This is a genomic window from Actinosynnema sp. NPDC002837 (genome assembly GCF_040295345.1).
Lineage (GTDB): Bacteria > Actinomycetota > Actinomycetes > Mycobacteriales > Pseudonocardiaceae > Actinosynnema.
In genome coordinates this window covers 17,220-40,642 of the sequence record NZ_JBEOVG010000014.1, presented here as the reverse complement: position 1 = coordinate 40,642, position 23,423 = coordinate 17,220, and the positions used below count along the sequence as shown (strand labels likewise).

Here is a 23,423-nt window from a genome sequence, read left to right as displayed (position 1 = left end):
CGTTCCGTCACATGACGGCGCAGCACATGCAGGACTCGGGATCCGCGCCCGGCCCGGGCTTGACCACGAAGACGTTCTTGCTCGCGATGTAGGAGCGGAACGCCGTGCTGTTCCGCTTGGTCGTCAGCCCGGAGTTCGGGTCGTACATCAGGTAGCTGTCCTTCCCGGTCTTCACGGCGGCTTCGGCGTGGTCGTCGTTGCCGAACCAGATCGTGCTGCCCACGGGCAGGGTGCCCTTGCGGGCGTCGTTGTCGAGGCTGGCGAGGCTCACCTCGTGGCCGCCCATCCGCTCGGCGGCGTACTGCTTCTGGCCCTCCCGGCCCCCGCTCGCCCACCACTCCCGCAACGTCCGGGCCGCGTGCAGGCGGGTACCGGCGGCGAAGTCCGTGAACCGCAGGCCGCCGGTGCCCTGGCCGTTCAGCAGCCAGTGGACGGACATGTACGCGCAGAACTGCTCGACCTTGATCTCGAAGTCCGGGCGTTCCCCGCCGATCCAGAAGTTCATGAACGGAGGCATCCCGTCGCTCCACATCGTGGGGTTCGGGGGCAGGTCGCTGTCCTCGGCGAAGGTGAAGACCGGGTCCTGCGCCACCTCCTCCTCCGCCTGGTCGGTCGCCGGGGCCCGCTGCACGGGCGCCTGGAGGTGCGGTGCGTGGTCGACGGCCTCCGCCTCCGCCGGCCCGGCGGCCGACGTGCCCGGGACCGGCCCGCGCAGGACGGCGTGGGCGGTGGCCTCGGCCTCGCGCTCGAACCGGTCGCCGGGGTCGGACAGGCTCAGCCCCGCGCCGTTGTCGGTGCCCGCCACCGCTCCCCGGCGCTGCTGGATGACGTGGGTCAACTCGTGGGCGAGGGTGTGCTTGTCCCCGCCGCCCTCGCCGATCACCACGTGGCTGCCCGAGGTGTAGGCGCGCGCGCCGATCTCGGCCGCCGACCGCCGCGACTCCGAGCCGGCGTGCACGCGGACGTCGGAGAAGTCCGCGCCCAGCCTCGCCTCCATCTCGGTCCGGGTCGACTCGTCGAGCGGGCGCCCCGGCGAGCTCAGCACCTCGTGCACGGCCGACCGCTGGACGGGGTGCTGGTGGGCGTCGGCCGGGTCGCCGTCGTCGCGCGTGCCGGACATCATCCTGGCCACCGCGGCGTTGCCGATGGCGCGTTGCAGTGCCGGCACCGCGGCTGGTGAGGGTGGTCCCGGGCGCCGGGCGCCCGACTCGATCGCCCGGGCCGTTGCCCCCGACTCCTCGGCGCGCCGCGGTGTCCGCGCCGGGTGGGCGTCCCGTTCGGCTTTGTCGTGCACGTGCATGACCGTCCCCATCCTCGCGGGCGAGTGCGACGGTTCACATGCTCATCGGCCGCGCGGGGGCCGGACAGGCCCCGACGGGCAGTGCCCGGGCAATGTCGTTGCCCTCGCCGGCACGTGGTCGGCGCCCGAGGCGCGCGGTCAGGCCCAGGCTGGGCGCGCGGTCAGGCCCAGGCTGGGCGGGCGGTCGGGGCCAGGCTGCGCGCGCGATCAGGCCCGGGGCTGGGCGCGCGGTCAGACCCAGGCTGGGTGGGCGGTCCGCACCCGCGACGCGTGGTCGGTCCGGGCTGTGGCGCGTGGTCAGGCTCGTGCTGCGGCGCGCGGTCAGCTCGGGGTCTGCGCCTCCAAAGCCTTCATCGCGTCGGCCCGCCGGGCCTCGACGGCGCGGTTCCACCACAGCTCGCCCTCCGCGCTCCCCTTGTGCAGGGCGGAGAGGCTGAACATGGCGTCCGGGTGGCCGCCCTCGGCGGCGCGGCGGAACCAGGTCTCCGCCTCGTCCGACGACGACCCGACCCGGCGGCCCGGACGGCGCATCGCGGCACGGGCGCTCGCCGTGCCCCACCGCGTCAGCAGCATCCCCAGCTCGTACATGGCCTGGGCGTCGCCCGCGTCCGCCGCACGGCGGAAGCAGCGCTCGGCGCCGTCGAGGTCGTCACGCCGCCGGGCCAGGACGCCGAGCACGACGAGCACCCGCGGCGCGGCCTCCCGTTCCCGCCGGTCGAGCACCGAGGGCTCCAGCGGGGGCAGCGCGTCCCACAGGTCGTGGTCCACCTCGCCCGCGCCGGACGCCCGGTCCAGCAGCCGTTCGGCCTCGGCCGTCTCGCCCCGGTGCACGAGCAGCAGAGCGAGATCCGCCATGGCGGACGCACGACCGGCGGCGACCGCTTTCCGGTACCACCCCTCGGCCTCCTCCACCCGGCCCCTGGCCACCAGCACCGACCCGAGGTGGGCCATCGCGCCGACGTCACCGGCCTCGGCGGCACGGCGGTGCGAGGTCTCCGCGCCGTCCAGGTCTCCGCGCCCGGCCAGCAGCTCGCCGAGCTCCACCAGGAAGAACGGCTCGCCGGTCGCCTCCACGGCCCGGCGCAACCACCGCTCCGCCTCGTCGGTCTCACCCCTGGCCCGCAGCCGGGTGCTGATCACCGCGAGCGCCCGCGGGTCGCCCGACTCGGCGGCCCGGCGGTACCACGCGTCGTCGTCGCCGGAGCGGCCCGTCGCCGAGAGCAGGTCGGCCAGCGCGGTCATCGCCTCCTGGTCACCGCGGTCGGCGGCGTCCCGGTACCAGCGCTCGGCGGCGTCGAGCCGGTCGTCCTGCCGGGCGAGCCGGGCCAGGCCGTGCATCGCGGTCGTGTCGCCCAGCTCGGCGGCGCGGGCGTACCAGCGCGAGGCTTCGGCGGACGCGCCGCGTTCCTCGCAGATCAGCGCCAGCAGGTTCATGCCGTCGACGTCTCCGCGATCGGCGGCGGCGCGGTACCAGACCTCCGCCGCCGCGACATCGCCGGCGCGTGCCGCGGCCACCCCGAAGCCGACCACGGCCGCCGTGTCGTCGTTGCCCGTCTTCTTGAGCACGTGTCCCCCTTGGCCTCGCCCCCCACCGATGCTCCCAGACCCCGGGCCCACGCCGCCGAAGATCCCCCGATCGCCGCCGAACCGGGGGACGCCCGGGTCGGCGGCGGTGGGTCGGTCAGCTCGTCGGGAAGTTGTCCGCGGTCCTCATACGGTCGCGGATCCAGACGCCCGCGGGCTTGAGCACACCCGTGCCGGTGAACGTGGAACCGGCGCACGTGCCCTCCTTGAACACCGCGCCGGAGCGGAAGTCGTCGGAGAAGTTCCAGTTCGTCCAGCCGATCTTGTTCGCGGCCAGGAAGTCCAGGTACTTCTGGCTGTAGGCGAAGTCGTTGTCCCCGTCGCCGGTGTAGGTCTGGGTGCCGAACTCGGTCACGAAGATCGGCAGCCGCGCCGCCGCCCGCTGCAGCGCGGCGAAGTACTCGTCCTGGTGCGACGCCGCGTAGAAGTGGAAGGTGTACATGAAGTTCGTGGCGTTGACGGGGTTGGCGATGATGTCCTGCTCGCTGCGCCCGTCGGAGATGCCGAGCGACCCCCAGCCGTGCGTGCCGACGAACACCACGCCGTCGGGGTCCTGCGCCCGGATCACCGGGATCATCTGCTCGGCGTAGGACTTGATCCCCGCCCACGAGACGTTGTTCGGCTCGTTCGCGATGTCGTAGATGATGTTGGTCTTGTCCCGGTGCCGCTGCGCGACCTCGGTGAAGAACGTGCGCGCCAACGAGATGTTCGCGTTCGGGTCGCCCGGGTCGAGCTGGTGCCAGTCGACCAGCGCGTACAGGCCGCGCCGCGTGGCCTCCTCGATGTAGCCGTGCACCAGGTCGGTGAACTTGCGCGGATCCGTCTCGTACCCGCCCTCCTGCACGTACATCGAGATCCGCAGGACGTCCGCGCCCCAGTCGTTCGCCAACGCGTCCAGCGAGGCGGCCTTGACGCACTGCGAGTACCACTGGATGCCGTGCGTGCTCATGCCGCGCAGCTGGATCGGGTGGCCGTGCTGGTTGCACAGCTTCACGCCGCACACCCGCAGCTGCCCGTTGACGTCCGCGGGCCGGCCGGCGCCGGTCGTGCCGGTGTCGACGGTGAGCCGGTCGAGGTTCGGCCCGCCGTTGGCGGTGGTCGCGGTGACGCGCACGCGGTTCGCGCCGGCGGTCAGCCGCGCGGTCGCGGAGCCCGTGCCCCAGGTGGACCACGCGCCGGTGCCGGGGAAGGCCACGCTCACGCCGGCCGAGCCGTTGACCGTGACGCTCACCGGCCGGTTGGCGGTGGTGCCGTTGGCGTAGCGGAAGGACAGGGTCGCGGCGCCGGCGGTCGCGGCGGTCACGGTGAACTCGACGTACGCGCCGGACTCGTTGTCGTAGTTGACGAAGCCGCTGCCGGTGTAGCCCGCGTGGTTGGACTCGACCAGGCCGTTGGAGATCGTCGCGCTCTCCGCCTGGTGCTCGGTGACGGCCGTCGTGCCGAGGTCGTCCGCCGAGGCCGTCGGCACGGACAGGGCGGCCGCGACGAGCGGCGCCAAGAGGGTCGTTACTGGCCATCGGGGTGCCACAGGGCGCCTCCCACGGTTGCAGGGTGAACACGGTGGCGGCGGGTACAGTTAGGAAACTTTCCTATCTGTTGGGTGGGATCACAGCACCCCGGCACACCCGCTGTCAACGGTTCGGCAAGCCGTGCGGAGAGCCGGCTCAGGACACCGGAACCGGGCTCGCGACCCGGCGGGCCGGGCTCAGGACACCGGGGCCGGGCTCGCGGCCCGGCGGGCGCGCAGGTGGGTGCTCGCGCTCCACGCCGACACCAGGCCGGGCAGCAGCACGTGCCAAGGCAGGCGGGCGAGCACGTCGCGGCGCACGCTCAGCACGATCCGACCGGACGCGCCGCCGTCCAACCACACCACCCGCAGCGGCACGTCGCCCGCCACGTCCTCGACGGTGGCCAGCGCCACCAGGCACGACGGCAGCGCCACCCGGTGGACGCACGACTCGGCGGTGAAGCCGTCGGCGCGCAGCACCTCGTGCCGCACGAACAGGGACCGCACGGCGGCGACCAGCCGTCGTTCACCCAGGCCCGCGCGCACCTGGATGGCCATGGACTCGTACCCGGCGGTCGCGACAGGCCGTCTGGACACTCAACGCCTTCCCTCGGTTAGGTTAGGCTAACTTAGCACTAGTAGTCGTCGCCGCCGAAGAACGTTTCCTCCAGCCGGTCCGCCGTGCCCGCGAGCAGCGCCAGCGGCTCGGTGAACTCGTGGATGTCCAGGTCCGACAACGGCAACGAGTGCCGCAGCACGACGTGCTCCCCCATGATCGCCGCGCCGCACGCGATGGTCGAGTTGCCGACCTCGGCGAGGAACGCGTGCAGGTCGACGTTCGCCGCCAGCCCGATCGGCGAGGCGATCTGCACCCACTCGTGCAGCTTGTCGAGCACTTCGCGGACCAGGATGACCACCTGGGTCCGCTCGTCGTCCTCGTCGTACTGCTCGAAGTTGAACAGGATCCGGATCTCGTCCTCGTTCTCCGCGATCACGTCGTAGGTGTCGTGGACGTATGCGGCGAGGTCGCCCCAAGTGGCCATGCGATCACCCTACGGGCGCGACGGCCGCCCACACCGCATCCCCGACCAGATCCGCCGCCTCGGTCAGGTCGAGCACGCCCATCAGGTGCCGCCGGGCGCACTCGTGCGCGGGCCCCATCACCACGGCGTCCAACGCCCACAACGGGATCTCGCGCAGCTCGCCCGCCGCCATGCGGGCCGCGAACCAGCGCGCGACCGGCTCGAACACGTCCGCTTTCACCGCGGGGTCGGCGGTCGCCGGCGCGGCGTAGAGGAACCGCGCCCGGCCGGGGTGCTCGGCCACCCAGCCCAGGTACCGCGCCACCACCGCCCGCACGGCCTTCTCCGCGTCGCCGACGTCCAGCGCGGGCGCCACCGCCGCCACGCAGTGCGCGAAGCTCTCCCCGTACAGCACGGCGAACAAGCCCGCCCGGCTGCCGAAGTGGTGGTACACGCTGCCGTTGGACACCCCCGACCGCGCGGTCAGCGCGCTGATCGTGACCGCGTCGAGCCCACCCTCGTCGACCAGCGCGAGGGCCGCGTCGAGCACTGCCCGCTGACCAGTCGATCTCACCGGGCTAGAGTACCGCTCTAGAGCATCGCTCCCCTGGAGGTCGCCGTGGCCCGTTCCATCCCCGATCTGCTGCGTGAACGCGTGCGGGAGACCCCCGACGCCGAGGCGCTGCGCCACCGCACCGGGACCGAGTGGACGTCGCTGACCTGGGCCGAGGTCGGCGAGCAGGTGCGCAGGCGGGCGCTGGGCTTCCGCGGGCTCGGCGTGCGCGACGAGGCCAGGGTCGCGATCATGGCGGCCACCAGCGTGGACTGGATCCTCACCGACCTGGCCGTGCTCGCGGCGGGCGGCGTGACGACGACCATCTACCCGAGCAGCACGCCGGACGTCGTCGCGCACATCGTCCGCGACTCGGAGAGCGTGCTCGTGGTCGCCGACCCCGACCTGGCGGGCAAGGTCGACGCGAAGGTCGTCACGCCCGACTGGGAGCCCGACGAGGTCGACGGCGACTACGACGCGATGGTCGACGAGATCACCCCGGACCGGCTGGCCACGCTGATCTACACCTCCGGCACCACGGGCACGCCCAAGGGCGTCGAGCTGACCCACGACAACTGGCTCTACACCGCCGAGGCGATCCGCGAGTTGGGCGTGCTGACCCCGGAGGACCTGCACTTCCTGTGGCTGCCGATGTCCCACGCGTTCGGCAAGGTGCTCCAGGTCGGGATGCTCGCGACCGGCGCGCCCACCGCCGTGGACGGCGACGTGGACCGGATCGCGGCCAACCTGCTCGAACTGCGCCCGACCGTGGTGGCCGCCGCGCCGCGGATCTTCGAGAAGATCCACCAGCGGGTGGTGGCCTCCATGCGCGAGGCGGGCGGGGTGAAGGCGAAGCTGTTCGACTGGGCGCTGACCGTGGCCGAGCACCCGGACTGGGCGATCCGCCGCAAGGTCGCCGACAAGCTGGTGTTCAGCAAGCTGCGCGAGCGGGTCGGCGGCCGGATCAAGTACTTCGTGTCCGGCTCCGCGCCGCTGTCGCGCCCGGTCGGCGAGTTCTTCGACCGCGCGGGCATCACGATCCTGGAGGGCTACGGCCTGACCGAGTCGTCGGCGGCGTCGTTCGTGAACCGGCCCGGCGCGAACAAGCTCGGCACGGTCGGCAAGCCGCTGGTCGGCACCGAGGTCCGCATCGCCGACGACGGCGAGGTGCTGATCGGCGGGCGCGGCATCATGCGCGGTTACCACGGTCTGGCGGACGAGACCGCCGAGACGTTGCGGGACGGGTGGCTGCACACCGGCGACATCGGCGAGCTGGACGAGGCCGGCCGGCTGCGCATCACCGACCGGAAGAAGGAGCTGATCAAGACCTCCGGCGGCAAGTACGTCGCGCCGCAGGCGGTGGAGGGCCTGGTCAAGGCGAACAGCCCGTACATCGGCAACGTGCTCGTGCACGGCGACGGCCGCAACTACTGCGTCGCGCTGGTCACCCTCGACGCCGACCTCGCGCCCGCCGACCTCGACGCGGACGCCGAGGTCGGCCGGGCCGTGTCGGCGGCGAACGAGAAGCTGGCGCGGCACGAGACGATCAAGAAGTTCGCCGTGCTGCCGAAGGACTTCTCGGTGGACGACGGCACGCTCACGGCGAGCCTGAAGATGCGGCGCAAGGAGATCGAGGGGCGCTACAAGGACGTGCTGGACGGCTTGTACTCCTGAGCCAGGGGTGCGCGGGCGGGCCGGTGCGCCACCGCGATGGCCCACACCGCCGCCACCAGCACGGCCACCACCTCGGTCAGCACCAGCAGGCGTTCGACGTACCCGAGCGGGATCACCCGCCACCAGGACGTGCCGACGACCGCGTTCACGCCGATCGCGTACAGGATCGGCGTGAACGCCAGGGCGGACAGCACGCCGAACCGGAACGTCCACCGGGCGTGCGCGCCCCACTCCGGGTCGCGCCGCCACGGTCGGGCCAGCATCATCGCGGCGATCGGGAGCGCGACGAACGCGAGCAGGCTGCCGAACCGGTGGATGCTGCCGCTCATGCTCGGGCCGATCGCCCAGTTGTTCTTGGGGAAGATCACCACCAGGGTCAGCCCGACCGACCACGCGGCGAACGCCGCCGAGCCCACCGAGTTCCACTTCGCCACACCGCGCCGCACCAGCACCGCCAGGATCGCCGCGGAGCCGAACACCAGCAGCAGGACGGCGGTGTCGAACACCCAGCGCTGCGGCCCGAGGGCGTACTCGCTGATGGTGCGGCGGAGGTGTCTGGTGGAGTCGCCCAGCCGGTACAGGTCCATCCCGCCGACGAGGGCGACGGTGAGGACGACGGCGACAGCGCCCGCGAGGGCGACGAAGCGGGCCGGGGAACGGGTCGGGGCGAGTTCGGCGGTCAGCACAACGGACAGAACGGACGGCGACCGGCGTGTTGTTCCGGGCCGGGCGGATCGACAGCTCGTCGACAGCGGACCGGCTCGGCGACACCCGGAACTCGATCACTCGACCGGGCGAAGAGTGCAACCTGTGACAACCCGAATCGCATGTCTCCCGTTAGCCGGATAAAACGGCCGGCCCGGCGGCGACCACGGGTGGGCAGGCACGGCACGCCGGTCGGTGCGAAGTTGCGGGCGTCGATGGAAGTTGCGGGCGTCGATGGGAGCGCCGGACGACAGCGCCGGACGACAGCCGGACTGGCGCCGGACGACAGCCGGACCTCAGCTGGACTGGCGGACCACCAGCGTCGGCGCGAACACGACGGAGCTGACCGGGCGGTCCGGGCGTTCGACCCGCTGCACCAGCAGGCGGGCCATCTCGGCGGCCATGTCCTCCACCGGCTGGCGCACCGTGGTCAGCGGCGGGTCGCACTCGACGGCCGGGCTGCTGTCGTCGAAGCCGACCACCTTGAGGTCCTCGGGCACCCGCCGTCCGCCGTGGCGCAGCACCGGCAGCGCGCCGGTCGCCATCAGGTCCGAGGCGACGAACAGGCCGTCCACCTCGGCGTCCACCAGGCGCCGTGCCGCCTCGGCGCCGCCCTCTCGGGAGAAGTCGCCCTCGACCACCACCGCCTCGGGCAGGCCGTGCCGGGCGACCGCGTCGCGGAAGCCGCGCAGCCGGTCCTGGCCGGCGGGCGTCTCCAGCGGGCCGGTGATGGTGGCCAGCCGGCGGCACCCCGAGGCGACCAGGTGGTCGGCGGCCAGCCCGGCCCCGGCGGCCTGGTCGACGTCGACGTAGGTGATCGACATCGGCCGGACCGGGCGGGCGGCCAGCACGACCGGCAGGTTCGCCTCGATCAGCTGCCGGGGCAGCGGGTCGGCGTCGTGGGTGTGGATCAGGATCACGCCGTCCAGCCGGTGCTGCCGGATGTCGTCCACCACCTCGCGGTGATCACCCGTGGTCAGCACCAGCTGCACGCCGAGCGGCCGGATCACCGGCAGCACGCCGCTGACCACCCGGCCGAAGTACGGGTCGTGCACGGTGCGCCCCTCCTCCGGCAGGACGAGCCCGATGGCTCCTGCCCTGCGCGTGACGAGCGAACGCGCCGCGCGGTTGGGCGTGTACCCGGTCGTGGAGATCGCCTTCTCCACGACTTGGCGCAGCTCACGGTCCACCGTGGCGACCCCGTTGACGACCCGGGACACCGTGGCCCGGGAAACCCCCGCGATCCGCGCGACCTCTTCCAACGTGACTGGTCTGCGGTCCACGTCAGCCTTTATACCGGGGGTGCGGCCACGCCGAAGCGTGACCGCACCCACCCGTCACTGGTAGACGCGGACGTAGTCGACCAGCATGCGCTGCGGGAAGACCGTGGTGGCGTCCGGCGGGCCGGGCCAGTCACCGCCCACCGCGTTGTTGAGCAGGATGAAGAACGGCTTGTCGAACACCCACGGGCCGCGGGTCGCCTCCACCGTCGCCTTGTCGATGGTGAGGACGGTCACGTCGTCGATGCTGAACACCATGCCCTTGCTGTTCCAGTCGACCCGGAACACGTGGAACGCGTTGGCGTAGTCCTGGCCGATGTCCCTCATCGCCCCGATCCCGCCCCCGCCGAAGTAGGCCGGGCCGTGGATCGTCTGGTACGCGGTGTTCGGCTCGCGGCCCAGGTGCTCCATGATGTCGATCTCACCGCTCGCGGGCCACGGCGTGCCCTTGAAGATGTCCGTGCCGAGCATCCAGAACGCGGGCCACAGGCCCTTGGTGCCCGACACCCGGACGCGGGCCTCGAACCGGCCGTAGGTCCACGACGCCTTGCCCTCGGTGATGATCCGGGCCGAGGTGTACTGGCACGTGCCGCTGCCGCTGACCGGGTCGACCGGGCACGCCGAACCCGGCGTGACCTCCCGCCTGGCCTCCAGCACCATGTTCCCGGCGCCGTCGGTGAATGCGTTGCGGTTGTCGGTGTAGTACTGCAGCTCCGCGTTCTGCCCGGTGCCGGTCTCCGGCCGCCACTTGCCCGCGTCCGGCCGCGTGCCCGCGGGCGCGTTGAACTCGTCGCTCCACACCAGCCGCAGCGGGTTGCCGGGGTCCGGGGCCTGCGGTGGCGGCGTGGGGCTGCCGCCGGTGCCGTAGACCTGGAACTCCCACAGCGAGTAGCCGTACTGGCCGCTGCGCTTGGTCAGGTTCACCCGGACGTACCGACCGGTACCGGTCACGGTGAACGTCTGCTTGAACCCGGTGCCGTTGGTGACGGTGTGGATCGTGGTCCAGCTCGACGCGGTGGCCGAGGTCTGGATCTCGAACCCGGTGGCGAACGCCGGGTCCCACTGCACCACGACCTTGCTGACCTGCGCCGTCGCGCCCAGGTCGACGTAGATCCAGCCCGGGTCGACCCAGCCGGTGGTGGGGCTGGTGGCCCAGCGGGTGGCCGGGTTGAAGTCCAGCGCCTTGGCGGGCGTGCACTGCGCGCAGTGGCCGTCGTCCTGGAACGACGAGGCGAACGCGGGCTTGTTGTAGGACAGCAGCTGCTCGCCGGGCGGGTTGCCACCGGTGGTCCCGGTGCGCACGGCGAACTCCCACAGCGACACGCCGTACTGGGTGGCGCGTGCCGTGGTGTGGACCCGGACGTAGCGGCCGGTGCCGGTGAAGGTGACGTTCTGCGTGCCGCCCGCGCCGGTGGTGGTCTGGTGCACGGTCGTCCACGCCGAGCCGTCGTCGGAGACCTGGAGCTGGAAGGCCGTGGCGTACGCGGCCTCCCACTGCAGCGTCGCGCCGCACACCTCGCGGCTCGTGCCCAGGTCGACCCGCAGCCACTGGGGGTCGCTGAACGCGCTCGACCAGCGGGTGCCGGCGTTGCCGTCGACCGCCGAGGCGGCGGTGAACGGGCTGCCGGTCTCCACCGACGACGCGGTGACGGGTGCGTTCAGGGCCGCGTTGGCCGTGCCGCACTCGGCCGCCTGTGCTGCGGTGACCGGCACGACCAGGGCGGTGAGCAGGGCGAACGCCGCGCCGAGCCGGATCGGGGCCCTCATGGGCGGCCGTCCGCGCCGCACTTGATGATCGGGTTGATGCAGTCGCGCACCCGGCGGGCGAGTTCGGCCTCCGGCCAGGCGTTGAAGAAGTCGCCGTGCATGGTGAAGCCCGGTCCCGAGGCGAGCCGGAACCGCGACGGGTCGCCGCTGACCGGGTAGCGCAGCACCTGGCGCAGCTTCGGCACCGGCACCGGGTGGGTGGACGGGCAGTCCGCGTTGACCGGGTACGCCATGTGGCTCTTGTGGTCCGCCGAGTCCAGGTCGCGGCCGTTCCAGCACTGCGGGAAGTCCAGGTAGGACTCGAGCATGGTGCCCGACGGGCAGTTCACGAAGTCCTTGGACGCGCCGACGTGCCCGGCGTGCAGGCAGGACCAGCGGGAGATCGTGCTCGCGTCGGGCTGGGTGGCCTTGGCGTTGCCCGCCACGATCCGCAGGCCGAGCGGGAACGGCTGGATGCGCGCGATCACGTCGTCGCGCACGCCCTCGCCGAGGTAGTAGAACGTGGTGCCGGTCGGCTCGACGGGCTGGTTGTCGGCGTACAGGGTGGGCACCCAGTACGAGGACAGGTCGACGCCCGGGTTGCAGTTGCTCCGGCCGGCCAGCAGCGACTGGACGGTGGAGTGGGCGTTGGTGGTGGTGTTGCCGAAGAAGCTGTGCATGTGCGAGCCGCCGGGGAGGTTCGGCGCGACGATCGGGTCGTCCGGCAGGCGGTGGCTGTACGGGCAGTCCGCGAGGAACTCGGCGACCCGCACGATCGGGCCGCTGGAGTTCGTGACGCCGAACACCTGGAACTCCCACAGCGACACGCCGTACTGGGTGGCGCGGGCGGTGGTGTAGACGCGGACGAACCGGGTGGTGGCCGAGACGGTCAGGTTCTGCACGCCGACGTTGCCGGACGCGGTGGCGATGGTGGTCCAGGTGTTGCCGTCGGCCGAGGTCTGGAGCTGGAACGAGCGCGCGTAGGCGGTCTCCCAGTTCAGCGTGACCTGGCTGATGGCGGTGGACGCGCCGAGGTCGACCCGGATCCACTGGGGGTCGGCCGCGGCGCTCGACCAGCGGGTGCCGGCGTTGCCGTCGACGGCGGCGGAGGCGGGCGTGCCGCCGTTCTCGGTGGAGGAGGCGGTGACGGGTTTGCCCTGGGACAGCAGTTCCGGCGCCGCCGAGGCGGGAGAGGTGACGAAGGTCAGCGCGGACGCGGTGAGTGCCGCGACGGCGAGTGTGGTGACCAGACGACGCCATCGGCGAATGGTGGGGATCACGACTCCCCTTTCGAAGGGCGTTGCAGGGAGGGTTCAGAGAGCGCTCTCACAGCGGAACGTAAGACGGCCCCCTGTGTCAGTCAAGGAAAGCAGCCGGTTCCGGTCATCCCGGAACACCGACCCAGAGAGCGCTCTCTGACCTGAGCGTCGAACTCGCGGCGGGTGCGTCGGGCGTTCAGGACAGGCGGGCGGCGGGTGGGAGGGCGGCCGGGGAGGCGGTCGGCCAGGCCAGCGGGTCGGGGCCCAGGGCCCACAGCTCGGCCACCTGGAGCACGCACCACGGGGAGACGGGACGGGCGCCGGCCAGGACGGCCGGGGCGAACTCGGCCCACGGCGCCCACTCGAACGAGTCGACCTCGTCCGGGTTCGGCGCCGGGTCGCCGGAGACCAGGCCCCGGAACACCGGGCACATCTCGTTCTCCGTGACGCCGTTCTCCATCACCGCCCGGTAGCGGAACGCGGGCAGCACCAGGTCGAGGGTGACGTCGGCCAGGCCCAGTTCGTCCGCGAGCCGCCGCGACACGGCCGACGCCATCGGCTCGTCGGGCGCCGGGTGGCCGCAGCACGAGTTGGTCCACACACCCGGCCACGTCTTCTTGTGCAGCGCGCGACGGGTCAGCAGCAGCCTGCCCTCCGCGTCGAACAGGTACGACGAGAACGCCAGGTGCAGCGGGGTGGACGCGTGGTGCACGGAAGCCTTGTCGGCCACGCCGATCCCGGCACCGGACTCGTCCAGGAGCACGACTTGTTCCACGGCGCCCACCCTGCCACACCCGCGATCATCGCGCGTCGGCGAGGACCCTGGGGTCGCGCACGAGCTTGCCGCTCGGCGTGCGCGGCAGGGCCCGCAGCACGTGCACCCGCCGCGGCAGCTTGTACTCGGCCAACCGCTCGGCGCACCACGCGGCCACGTCGGCCGCGGTCAGCGAGTCGGACGTGGTCGACACGTACCCCTCGACCGCCGCGTCGTGCACCGCGATGGCCTCGCCGACCAGCGGGTGCGCCCGCAGCGCCGCCTCCACCTCGGTCAGGTCCACGGTGAAGCCGTGCACCATGACCACCGAGTCGGCCCGGCCCAGCAGCCTCAGGTTCCCCCGGGCGTCGAACTCGCCCCGGTCACCCGTCCGGAACCACCCGTCCAGGTAACGGTCGGGGTGGCCACCGTCCAGGTACGGCGACTGGTCCAGCGCCACCTCGACCAGGCCGTCGCGCACCCGGATCGTGGTGTCGGACAACGGCTTGCCCACCGACGGCCGGCTCGCGCCCGTCACGTCCATGGTCAGCGCGCCGGTCTCGGTGGTGCCGAAGCACTCCCCGACCGGGAAGCCGTAGGCGGCGGCGAACCGCTCGGCCACGTCGGGCCGCATCAGCTCGCCGCCCGCGAACGCGCCGCGCACCGTGCGCAACGCCGAGCGGTCGGGCGCGGAGGCGAGCAGGTCGAAGTGCAGCGGCACGCCGGTGATGAAGTCGACCTCGTGGCGGGCGGCGGTGGCGAGGACGTCCGGCGGTGCGGACGGCGTCCGGGCGAACACCAGGTGCACGCCCGCGGCCAACGCGTGCAGCAGCCCGCCCATCAGGCCGAAGCTGTGCGCGGTGGGGCCGAGCATCAGCAGCCGCTCGCCGCGTTGCGGCATGCCCTCGGCCGCGCCGAACCGCAGCACCTCGCGGATGATCGACTCGGTGCTGCGGCCGACGACCTTCGGCCGCCCGGTGGAGCCGGAGGTGAACTGGACCAGCCGGTGCCGCGTGGCGGCGGGCTCGCCTTCCGGCCGCCGTCGGACGACCGGCTCGTACCGCTCGCGGTAGGCGCCGGTGAACGAGGGCTCGGCGCGCACGACGAACTGCGGCCCGGTCAGCCCGAACACCACCTCGACCTCGGACGGGGTGAGCCGGTGGTCGATCGAGATCACCCTGGCGCCGAGGCTCCACAGCGCCAGCACCACGGTCGGCTGGGTGAAGCTCGGGGGCACTTGCACCACGACCGTGCTGCCCTCACCCACCCCGGCGGCGGCGAACCGGCCCGCTTCGGCGGCGACCGAGGCGCGCAGGGCGCCGTGGGTCACGGTGTGGTCGTGGCTGAACACCGGCACGTCGTCGCCGTGGCGGCGCAACAGGTCGGTGACGAACTCGCGCATCTTGGCTCAGGTCTCCTTGCAGAACTCGCCGATGGGGATGCCCACGTGCCGCTGCTCGGTCGCGATATAGCCGAGCAGCTCGTCACCGCGCCGCAGCTCGGTGACGTTGCGGACCTTCCCGCCGGGGCCGAGCACCCGCACGTGCCAGTCGTCCTGCACGGTGAGGCTCACCTCGACGCCCTCGGGCGAGTGCGCGGTGATGGTCAGGATCGGGCGTGATTCGAGCTTGGCCCGGCCGACGGTGAGCTTGCGGGTGCGACCCTCGGAGTTGACGGCGAGCACCGTGCTGCCCGAACGCAGTTCGGACAGGTAGTTGGTGCGGTTGTCCGGGCCGAGCACGTAGGAGTGCAGGGCGCCGGCGTTGACCCGGAACGGCCGGGTCGGCATGTAGGGCAGCGGGTGGGTCTCGCTGCAGCAGAGGATGAAGCCGGAGGAGAACGAGCCGACGAGGATGCCCTCGTCCTCCTGGAAGTGCGAGGCGGTGTCGACGCAGACGCGGTCGCCGAGGCCGTTGTGGGTGATGCCCTCGACGGTGAGCGTGGTGAGGTTCAGCGGCGGCGTGGTCGCTTCCAGGAGCCTGGCCAGCTTGAACACGTCGTTGGCGTCGCGCGGGGCCATGAGTACGCCGTCGGAGCCGTGCTCCAGCACGTCGAGCACGATCGCGGCCTCTTCGAGGTCGGCCACGACGGTGATCAGCTTGCCGGGCGCGCCGTCGGCGGCGGCGATGACGATCTCCAGCGGGATCTTCGTCGGATCGGCGAACGCGACCACGGTGTGCCCGAGCCGCACGGCCGCGGCGCACGCGAGCTTGAGCGTGCGGTCGTCGCGGACCTGCACGAACGCGGCGTCGGTGGTGAGCCGCTCCAGCGCGTCCTGGTCGTCGACGACCACGGTGACCAGGTGCTGGCCGTCGACCGCCGAGTCGGCGACGAGCACCCGGGTGATCGTGGGCGGCAGCGCGTCCAGCAGCGCCGGGTCGTCGGAGACGACGCCGGCGAGGCGGGCGTGCACGGCGGCGTCCACGACGGCTTCGCGGTGGGCTTCGGGGACGGGTCGGAGGTCGATCCAGGCGAACTTCAACGGTTCTCCAAGGGGTGAGAGCCCGATCGGCGTGCGGACGGGCCGCCGCCGGTCGGAGGACCGGCGGCGGCCGTTGGCGACAAGCTCATGACGTGGCCACGACGCCCGTCATGGCGCGGACGAGGTCCGCTTCGGTGTCGTCGTGGACGATCGAGGCCAGTTCCGCGACCAGCGACATGGGCGCGGGCGCGGTGAACACGCGGCGGCCGACGGCCAGGCCGGCGCAGCCGACCGCCATCGCGGTGCGGGCGTGCTCGACCACGCTGCCGTCGGTGGCGGGACCGCCCGCGACGAGCACCGGGATCGGGCAGCTGGCGATCACGTCGGCCATCCGCTGGGCGGGCCGCGCGAGGTTGGTCTTGACGATGTCCGCGCCGAGGTCGACCGCGATGTTGACCACGTGCGCGAGCAGCGCGGGGTCGTTCGGGTCGGCGATGCGCGGCCCGCGCGGGTAGGCCATGGCGATCAGCGGCACGTTCCACTCGTCGCACGCCTTGGCGACCACGCCGAGGTCGGCGAGCTGCCGCTCCTCGGTGTCCGAGCCGATGTTGACGTGCACGCTCACCGCGTCGGCGCCCAGCCGCAGCGCCTCGTCGACCTCGCCGACGATGACCTTGGCGTTGGTGTCGGCGGCGTGCGCGGTGCCCGCGCTGAGGTGCACGACCAGCGCGCAGCCGGCGAGCACGTCCGGGTCGATCGTGCGCACCCGTCCTTTGTGGACGATGATGGCGTCGGCGCCGCCGACGACGACCGAGTCGATGAGCTCGTGCCACCGGTCGCGCGGCACCACCGGACCGTCCGAGACGCTGTGGTCGAGCGGGACGAAGAGGTACCTGTCGTCGCGCGGACGGGAAAGGCGTCGCAGTCGCAACGCTTTCGCCATGTCGCTCACACCTCCCCGGTGTTCGGTGCCGGCCTCCCAGCAGGGTGGTCGAACCGGTGAGCGCGGCGGGAGGTGTGAGGTTGCGATAACTCACCAGTTATGCACCTGTTGGAGCAACGGGCGGGGGTGCTTGCCGACGCGGAGCCCTCCCGAGGACCGCAAGCGCGGTCGGTGTCCGGTTCGTCTCGTTGCCCTAGGCTGCCGCAGTGAACATGGAGCTCAGGCATCTCCACGTCGTGCTGACCGTGGCGGAAGCGGGCAGCATCAGCCGAGCCGCCTCACTGCTGAAGATCGCGCAGGCCGGGTTGACCGCGCAGTTGCGGCGCATCGAGCGGGGCTTCGGTGGTCCGTTGTTCCTGCGGCGCACCGACGGCGTCGAGCTGACCGAACTCGGCCGCCACGTCGTGCTGCGATCCCGCGACCTGGTGGAACGGTTCGACGACCTGCTCGTCACCGCGCGCAAGCTGGCCGCGGAGAGCGACGTGACGGGCATCCGGCTCGGCGGTGTGGCGGGTTCGCTGACGCCGTTGCTGGTCGGCGTGGTGCGCTCGCTGCTGCCGACGCACCAGCAGACCACCCACCTCGAGCGCACCAGCGACGCCGTGCTCGACCTGGTGCGGACCGGGAAGCTGGACCTCGCGCTGGTCACGGAGTTCCCCCAGAGTCCACTGCGGATCCCCGAACAGGCCGACTGCCGGACCGTCGTGACGGAACCGATGCTGGTCGGCCTCGCGGTGGGGCACCGGTTGTCGGCGCGAAACGAGATTCGGCTGTCCGAACTGGCCGACGAGGAGTGGGCGGTGCCCGACGAGAGCTACGGCGGCGGGCGGTTGAACCTGCACCTGGCGTGCGAGGCGGCCGGGTTCACGCCGCGCTGCGCGCACTTCGGGGTCGACCCGGCGTCGGCCGCGGAACTGGTGCGCTCGGGCCACACCGTGGCGTGCTTCTTCCCGACCGGGCACGACTTGCCCGGCGTGCTGCTGAAGCCGATCGTGGGCAACCCGGTGCACCGGCGGGTGACGGTGGTGTGGCGGCGCGACTGCCCGGCGGCCGAGTACGTCGACGAGCTGCACGCGGCGCTGTTGCGCGCCTACCAGGAGCGGATCTGGGCGCACGGTCCGCGCACGGCGAAGCTCTCCGCCACCGGGCTGAGCGTGGCGGCCAGCTGAGTTCCGGACCGGACGCTCCCGGCGTCGGGGTCCCGGGCCGTGGGCCTGGGTGCCGCCCAGCACTGGCCCACGGCCCGGAGTCTCACCGGTCGTCCCGGCGGGGTGAAGTTAACGGTCTGCGGTAAAGCGGCGCCTAAACGCGCAGCGCTTCGCGGTACAGCTCGCGCAGCCGCGGTCCCGGCGGCACGCCGAGCTCGTCGGCCAGCGTGCGGCGGACGTCCTGGAAGACGCGCAGCGCCTCGGTGCGCCGGCCGCAGGACAGCAGCGCCGTCATGAGCTGCTGGCGCAGGGTCTCCGAGAACGGGTGCTCGGCGACCAGCTGCGTCAGCGCCTCCACCGCCTGGGCGTGCCTGCCCAGCGCCAGGTCGGTCCCGATGGCCGCTTCGAGGGTGGCCAGGTGGTGCGCCTCCAGCGGCGCGCAGAGCCAGGCGCGCAGCGGTTCGGACTCCGCGCCGGCCAGGGGCGTGCCGCGCCACAGGGCCAGCGCCGTGGTGTAGAGGTCGCGCCGGTGTCTCAGGTCGGCGGTGACGGCGGCTCGCGCGGTCAGGCGGCGGAACCGCAGGGCGTCCACCTGGTCCGGTTCGGCCCGCAGCACGTACCCGCCGTCCTGGTGCGTCACCGGCACGCCCTCGCCGCGCAGGACCGAGATGTGCACCTGGAGCGACTTGCGGGCGCGTGGCGGCAGGTCCTCGCCCCACACCAGGTCGAGCAGCCGGTCCACCGGCACCCGCTTGCCGCAGTGCGCCGCGAGCACCGCCAGGACCTGGCCCGGCTTGCGCCGCAACGCCCTCGGCTCCGCGCCGTCGCGCCGGACCTCGACCGGGCCCAGGATCCGCAGTTCCACTCCGACCCCCAGTCGCGTTGAACTTTAACGAATAGATCTGCGACTGTGACGAGCAGTTTCGCGCGATGGTTCCGCCGGACGGACGACTCAGCGGGCGTCCTCGTCGCGCGCGCTGAAGCGCTCGGCCATCTCCACGTCCCACCAGGCGGCGAAGAACTGGAAGTCCGCCTCGCCGTCGTTGACCAGCTGGTGCTCCTCGTACGGGCGGAAGTGCACGATGTCGCCCGCCGCGAACGGCAGCCTGCCCTCGTCGACGACGATCTCGGCCTCACCGGACACGGCCACCCAGACCTCGTGCTCGCGGTGGGAGTGGGTGCTCGACGCCGCGCCCGGCTGCACCACGCACCACGAGCCGTCGAACGGCGCGTTCACCAGCGGCCACGGCATGAGCCTGCGGGCCACCAGCCCGCTGTCCCGGACCAGTTCCCGCGGGTCGAGTCGGCGCATCTCCACGGCTACCGCCCCACCACGGCGGCAGGCTCCACGTGTCCCACGGTGCTCTCCCAGGCGCCGACCGGAATCCGACGTTGTCGACGGCGAACTCTCGGCGTGGCCGCCGGAGGTTGTCGCCACGGCACGTCGGGGCGGAAACCCATTGCCACCGAACGGCCTACCGCCAGAACCTATCGACCACCGTGCGCGACGGCCACACGCTGGGGCGCGCACATTCGCCACGAGTGCCCGACGAGTTCGGTCACCGGTTCGCCGTCCACCTCCGCCGGCGCGCGTCCGACCCGGTCGTGCCGCAGGTCGGAGGGTGCGGGCAGGCCGGACCCGGTCGGCCGGGTCGCCACCGGCGCGGCCCGCTCGCCCTTCGGGAACGCGAAAGCCCGGAGTGCCGACCGATCAGCGGTCCGCGTGCCGCAGCACGCTCTCCACCTCCGTGCGGAACGCGTTGACGCCGTCCTCGCCCTCGGGCGCGCCGTGCGCTTGCAGCAGGTGCAGCAACGCCACGCCGCTCGCGGACCGGCGGGACAGCGCGCGGAACGAGAACGCCGCCTCGTAGACGGTGACCGCCGTGGCCAGCGCCGCCGCGGCCGTCGCCAGGAACGCCCACAGCGCGCGCCGCCCGTCATCGGCGACGGCCACCGCGCCCAACGCCGCCGCCGCGGTGAACAGCAGCACCGACAGGCTCGTGGTCCACCGGCGTGCGGCGGTGTAGCGGGCCTGGGCCTGCTCGAACCCGGCGAGCCGTTCGCCGACCCGGTGGCGCAGGTAGGCGCGGAGGAACTGCTCGCGGTGGTCGTGGACCACCGTCGGCCGGGCGGACGATCCGGGACGGGTCATGTGCGGCTCACCGCTTCGTGCCGGAGCCGCGCCACGGCCGTCGCCAACTCGCGGGCGCGCTCGTCGCGCTCGGCGTCGTCGACGGCCGGTGGTGCGGCCAGGTGGTCGAAGTACAAGGCGCGCAGCTGCTCGGCCCGGACCTTGGCGTCGGGGTCGTCGCCGGACCGCGCCACGACCGCGAGCACCGCCGCCGCCGCGCCGGACACGGCCAGCAGCACACCGGGCCACGGCTCGTCCCGCAGCCAGACCTGCAGCGCGGCGGACACCGTGGTGCCGAAGCCGGCGGCGATGGCGAGCACCACGAGCAGGCGGGCGCGTTCGCGCGACCGGAGGGCGGCGACCTCGCACTCGTGCAGCACGGGGGCCACCACCTGGTTCGCCTCGTGGATCGCGTCGGCGAGCAGCGGGTAGTCGAGCACGTAGCCGGGGTCGATCACGGGGTGCGGCTCGGGCGCCCGGAACGGCACCCGCGGCCACACGGCGGGCGGCGGCACGTCGGCGTGCAGCTTCGCGCCGGGCCGGTTGCCCAGCACCCGCCGCACCACGGCCACCACCTTGTCCGCGCCTTCGTCCAGGTGCACGAGCGCGACCTGGCCGCTGCGCACCAGCACCGCGAGGTCGTCGTCGCGCTCGGCGGGGTCGGCCTGCGCGCTCCCGGCCGCGGACGGGGTCGGCGCGGTGGCGGCGGGGGCCGCGGGAACAGAAGCAGCGGGGAAGGTGGTCGCGGGGAAGGGACCGGCGGCGTCCTTCGCGCTCCCGCTCCCGCTCCCGGTCCCGGTCTCGGTCTCGACGGCGGCGACCTCGGCGGCAGTGCCCTTCACACCCGCGGTCCCGGCGGCAGTGCCCTTCACGCCCGGGATCTCGGCGGCAGTGCCCTTCACACCCGCGATCTCGGCGGCGGCGGCCTGCACGCCCGCGGCTCCGGCGGCGGCGACCTTGGCAGCGGCGCCCGTGACGCGCGCGACTTCGGCATCGGCCGGCGGGGACCCACCGCCCGCGACCGCGCCGGGCGTGCCGGGCGTGCCGGTCTGGCGCTCACCGCCGGCGATCACGCCAGGCTGAGGCGCGCCGCCCGCGATCACGCCCGGCTGGGGTACACCCCCTACGACCACCCCGGGCTGGGGCGCACCGCCCGCGATCTCGTCGGCCAACCCTCCCGTGCCCGCGAGCACCAGCAGCGGCCGGTCGCGGCCCAGGTGGTCGACCAGCGCGGCCCGCGCGCCCTCGCCGCCGCCGATCAGCAGCGCGAGCGCCGGGCGCTTCGACCCGGTGACGGCGTCCACCGCGCGGAACAGCGCGGGCAGTTCCTCGCCCCACTTCGACCCCGGCACGAGCACCGCCGTGTCGTGGTTCACGTTGAGCCGTACCTCACCGTCCGCGGGCTCCGCGTCCTCCGCGGCCACCCGCCCGGACGGCGCGACGCCGACCAGCCGCGGCCACCGGCCGTCCAACGACTCGGCGGCCAGGCCGACCAGGTGCGTCACGCCGACGTCGGCGCCCGCCGTGACCACGACCGCGTCCGCTCCGGCCGCCGCCGCGAGCACCGAGCGCAGCACCGGGAGCACGGCGGCGGCGAGTTCGGTGCTCAGGGCGTCGGCCGAGCCGAACACCGCCAGGACCGGGCGCCCGCGCGGCAGGCCGAGGGCACGCGCCCGGATGTCGGCGTCGGGATGGGCCAGTCGCCGCACCCGTGGGCCGGTACCCGCTGTAGGCATGCCGGGCACCCTAGCGGTGGCTCACGTGAATTTCACCCGTCCGAGGTCGGATTTCACCGCAGGTAGAGTGCTGGACGTGTCGATTGACCCCGCCGAACTGGAAATCGCCCTACGGGTGCTCGCCCAAGTGGACGAACTGGACACCGAGCACCCGGACGCGGTAGCCGTCCGCCGGGCCACCGCCGGCATCTGGAAGAGCCTGCGCAAGCGCCGCAAGGCCGACCGCCGGGCCTCGGTCACGGCCGCCGACCGCGCCGTCATCGAGGCGACCGCGACCGGCTCGCCGTCCCGCATCGACGACGAGACCCGCGGCCTGCTGCTGCGCGAGCCGGAACCCGGCGCGAAGGCGGGCACGCTGCTGCGCGCCCGGTCCTGCTACACGTGCAAGAAGCGGTACACCGAGGTGGACGCCTTCTACCACCAGCTGTGCCCGGACTGCGCGGCGCTGAACCGGGCCAAGCGCGACCAGGGCGCGGACCTGACCGGCAAGCGGGCCCTGCTCACCGGCGGCCGGGCCAAGATCGGCATGTACATCGCGCTGCGGCTGCTGCGCGACGGCGCGCACACCACCATCACCACCCGGTTCCCGCGCGACGCGGTGCGCCGCTTCGCGTCCATGCCCGACAGCGCCGACTGGCTGCACCGGCTGCGCGTGGTCGGCATCGACCTGCGCGACCCGGCCCAGGTCGTGCAGCTGGCCGACTCGGTGGCCGCCGCCGGGCCGCTCGACATCCTGATCAACAACGCCGCGCAGACCGTGCGCCGCTCGTCGAACGCCTACGCGCCCCTGGTGGCGGCCGAGTCCGCCGCGCTGCCCTCGGGACCCTTGCCCGAGCTGGTGACGTTCGGGCACACCACGTCCGCGCACCCGGTGGCGCTGGCGGGCACGCTGGCCGACACCATCCCCGCGGTCACCGCGCTGGCGCTGACCGCCGGGTCCAAGGAGATCGACGCGGGCGGCCTGGTGCCCGACGAGGCGCCGGTCAACAGCTGGGTGCAGCGGGTGGACGAGGTCGACCCGGTGGAGCTGCTGGAAGTGCAGCTGTGCAACAGCACCGCGCCGTTCATCCTGATCTCCCGGCTGCGCCCGGCGATGGCCGCCTCGCCCGCGCGCCGCAAGTACGTGGTCAACGTCTCGGCGATGGAAGGCCAGTTCAGCCGCGCCTACAAGGGACCGGGCCACCCGCACACGAACATGGCCAAGGCCGCGCTGAACATGCTGACCCGCACCAGCGCGGAGGAGATGCTGACCGAGGACGGCATCCTCATGACCGCCGTCGACACCGGCTGGATCACCGACGAACGGCCGCACCCGACCAAGATGCGGCTGGCCGCCGAGGGTTTCCACGCGCCGCTGGACCTGGTCGACGGCGCGGCCAGGGTGTACGACCCGATCGTGCGCGGCGAGCTCGGCGAGGACCTGTACGGCTGCTTCCTGAAGGACTACGCGCCCGCGCCCTGGTGAGCCGTTCGCCGCAACCGTTCACCTCAGCGTCGACCGCGACCGCCCCGCGCATTCCCCGCCGGCACCAACGTGAATGGGCCGAACGGGGTGCGGCGGTTAACGGAACCGCGTCCGTGTGCGACTCTCCGTCGGTAGGCTGAAGCTTTCGCTAGGCCGCCGCGAGGCGACGGGGGTGGGCATGGACGGCGGGCGGG

At 73.0% G+C, this 23,423-nt stretch carries 21 protein-coding genes; 3 read left to right on the top strand and 18 right to left on the bottom strand.

The genetic code is table 11. From position 1 onward, the window contains the following. Positions 1–7 precede the first annotated feature (7 nt). The 6 genes from ABTZ99_RS13095 to ABTZ99_RS13070 all read right to left on the bottom strand — a co-directional run bounded on the left by ABTZ99_RS13095 (position 8) and on the right by ABTZ99_RS13070 (position 5,987). Positions 8–1,300 carry an eCIS core domain-containing protein gene (locus ABTZ99_RS13095; RefSeq protein ID WP_498777086.1) on the bottom strand — a complete coding sequence of 431 codons (1,293 nt, stop codon included), beginning with the start codon at positions 1,298–1,300 and terminating at the stop codon, positions 8–10. 321 nt (positions 1,301–1,621) lie between these two features. Continuing rightward, positions 1,622–2,866, bottom strand: coding sequence for an SEL1-like repeat protein (locus ABTZ99_RS13090; RefSeq protein ID WP_498777084.1), 1,245 nt, complete (start codon positions 2,864–2,866; stop codon positions 1,622–1,624). Positions 2,867–2,981: 115 nt separating this feature from the next. Continuing rightward, the gene (locus tag ABTZ99_RS13085) at positions 2,982–4,382 is read right to left on the bottom strand and encodes a cellulase family glycosylhydrolase (protein WP_499611110.1); all 1,401 of its coding nucleotides are present in this window, start codon (positions 4,380–4,382) and stop codon (positions 2,982–2,984) included. Positions 4,383–4,589: 207 nt separating this feature from the next. Continuing rightward, positions 4,590–4,988 carry a hypothetical protein gene (locus ABTZ99_RS13080; RefSeq protein ID WP_499611107.1) on the bottom strand — a complete coding sequence of 133 codons (399 nt, stop codon included), beginning with the start codon at positions 4,986–4,988 and terminating at the stop codon, positions 4,590–4,592. 38 nt (positions 4,989–5,026) lie between these two features. Further along, complete coding sequence (locus ABTZ99_RS13075; RefSeq protein ID WP_498777077.1) at positions 5,027–5,434, bottom strand: hypothetical protein; 408 nt, start codon at positions 5,432–5,434, stop codon at positions 5,027–5,029. A gap of 4 nt (positions 5,435–5,438) precedes the next feature. Beyond that, positions 5,439–5,987, bottom strand: coding sequence for a TetR/AcrR family transcriptional regulator (locus ABTZ99_RS13070; protein WP_498777075.1), 549 nt, complete (start codon positions 5,985–5,987; stop codon positions 5,439–5,441). Positions 5,988–6,032: 45 nt separating this feature from the next. On the opposite strand from ABTZ99_RS13070, the gene ABTZ99_RS13065 reads away from it, so the two are divergent. Beyond that, on the top strand, positions 6,033–7,640 hold the full coding sequence (locus ABTZ99_RS13065; RefSeq protein ID WP_499611104.1) for an AMP-dependent synthetase/ligase: 1,608 nt from the start codon (positions 6,033–6,035) through the stop codon (positions 7,638–7,640). Here the strand turns inward: ABTZ99_RS13065 and ABTZ99_RS13060 are convergent. The 8 genes from ABTZ99_RS13060 to ABTZ99_RS13025 form a co-directional block, all read right to left on the bottom strand. Then, positions 7,607–8,326, bottom strand: coding sequence for a DUF998 domain-containing protein (locus tag ABTZ99_RS13060; protein WP_498777071.1), 720 nt, complete (start codon positions 8,324–8,326; stop codon positions 7,607–7,609). The genes ABTZ99_RS13065 and ABTZ99_RS13060 overlap by 34 nt on opposite strands. A gap of 315 nt (positions 8,327–8,641) precedes the next feature. Further along, a complete protein-coding gene (locus ABTZ99_RS13055) occupies positions 8,642–9,628 on the bottom strand; it encodes a LacI family DNA-binding transcriptional regulator (RefSeq protein ID WP_499611101.1) in 987 nt (328 codons plus the stop codon). A 54-nt stretch (positions 9,629–9,682) separates the two neighbouring features. After that, the gene (locus ABTZ99_RS13050) at positions 9,683–11,392 is read right to left on the bottom strand and encodes a discoidin domain-containing protein (protein ID WP_499611099.1); all 1,710 of its coding nucleotides are present in this window, start codon (positions 11,390–11,392) and stop codon (positions 9,683–9,685) included. Further along, positions 11,389–12,651, bottom strand: a complete 1,263-nt coding sequence (locus tag ABTZ99_RS13045) for a DUF1996 domain-containing protein (RefSeq protein ID WP_499611096.1) — start codon at positions 12,649–12,651, stop codon at positions 11,389–11,391. Before ABTZ99_RS13045 ends, ABTZ99_RS13050 begins: the two co-directional genes overlap by 4 nt. 175 nt (positions 12,652–12,826) lie before the next feature. Further along, positions 12,827–13,405 carry an isopentenyl-diphosphate Delta-isomerase gene (gene idi / locus ABTZ99_RS13040; RefSeq protein WP_498777063.1) on the bottom strand — a complete coding sequence of 193 codons (579 nt, stop codon included), beginning with the start codon at positions 13,403–13,405 and terminating at the stop codon, positions 12,827–12,829. 25 nt (positions 13,406–13,430) lie between these two features. Beyond that, positions 13,431–14,786: a class I adenylate-forming enzyme family protein gene (locus tag ABTZ99_RS13035; protein ID WP_499611094.1), complete on the bottom strand. Its 1,356-nt coding sequence runs from the start codon at positions 14,784–14,786 to the stop codon at positions 13,431–13,433. Between the two features lie 6 nt (positions 14,787–14,792). Next, the gene (locus tag ABTZ99_RS13030; protein ID WP_499611090.1) at positions 14,793–15,866 is read right to left on the bottom strand and encodes a 3-dehydroquinate synthase II family protein; all 1,074 of its coding nucleotides are present in this window, start codon (positions 15,864–15,866) and stop codon (positions 14,793–14,795) included. Between the two features lie 85 nt (positions 15,867–15,951). Continuing rightward, positions 15,952–16,749 carry a 2-amino-3,7-dideoxy-D-threo-hept-6-ulosonate synthase gene (locus tag ABTZ99_RS13025; RefSeq protein WP_498777057.1) on the bottom strand — a complete coding sequence of 266 codons (798 nt, stop codon included), beginning with the start codon at positions 16,747–16,749 and terminating at the stop codon, positions 15,952–15,954. 212 nt (positions 16,750–16,961) lie between these two features. Here ABTZ99_RS13025 and ABTZ99_RS13020 point away from each other — a divergent pair, with 212 nt between their 5' ends. Then, positions 16,962–17,918: a LysR family transcriptional regulator gene (locus ABTZ99_RS13020; protein WP_499611293.1), complete on the top strand. Its 957-nt coding sequence runs from the start codon at positions 16,962–16,964 to the stop codon at positions 17,916–17,918. 133 nt (positions 17,919–18,051) lie between these two features. Here the strand turns inward: ABTZ99_RS13020 and ABTZ99_RS13015 are convergent, their stop codons facing one another. The 4 genes from ABTZ99_RS13015 to ABTZ99_RS13000 form a co-directional block, all read right to left on the bottom strand. Then, positions 18,052–18,762 (bottom strand): AfsR/SARP family transcriptional regulator, encoded by a 711-nt coding sequence (locus ABTZ99_RS13015; protein WP_498777055.1) that lies wholly within the window; start codon positions 18,760–18,762, stop codon positions 18,052–18,054. Between the two features lie 87 nt (positions 18,763–18,849). Then, positions 18,850–19,209, bottom strand: coding sequence for a cupin domain-containing protein (locus ABTZ99_RS13010; RefSeq protein ID WP_498777206.1), 360 nt, complete (start codon positions 19,207–19,209; stop codon positions 18,850–18,852). 399 nt (positions 19,210–19,608) lie between these two features. Continuing rightward, positions 19,609–20,049 carry a hypothetical protein gene (locus ABTZ99_RS13005; RefSeq protein WP_498777053.1) on the bottom strand — a complete coding sequence of 147 codons (441 nt, stop codon included), beginning with the start codon at positions 20,047–20,049 and terminating at the stop codon, positions 19,609–19,611. Further along, the gene (locus ABTZ99_RS13000; RefSeq protein WP_499611087.1) at positions 20,046–21,764 is read right to left on the bottom strand and encodes a hypothetical protein; all 1,719 of its coding nucleotides are present in this window, start codon (positions 21,762–21,764) and stop codon (positions 20,046–20,048) included. The genes ABTZ99_RS13005 and ABTZ99_RS13000 overlap by 4 nt, the downstream gene beginning before the upstream one ends. Positions 21,765–21,840: 76 nt before the next feature. On the opposite strand from ABTZ99_RS13000, the gene ABTZ99_RS12995 reads away from it, so the two are divergent. Then, entirely contained in the window at positions 21,841–23,229 is a 1,389-nt protein-coding gene (locus tag ABTZ99_RS12995) for an SDR family NAD(P)-dependent oxidoreductase (RefSeq protein WP_498777049.1), read from the top strand. The last annotated feature ends 194 nt before the right edge of the window (positions 23,230–23,423 follow it).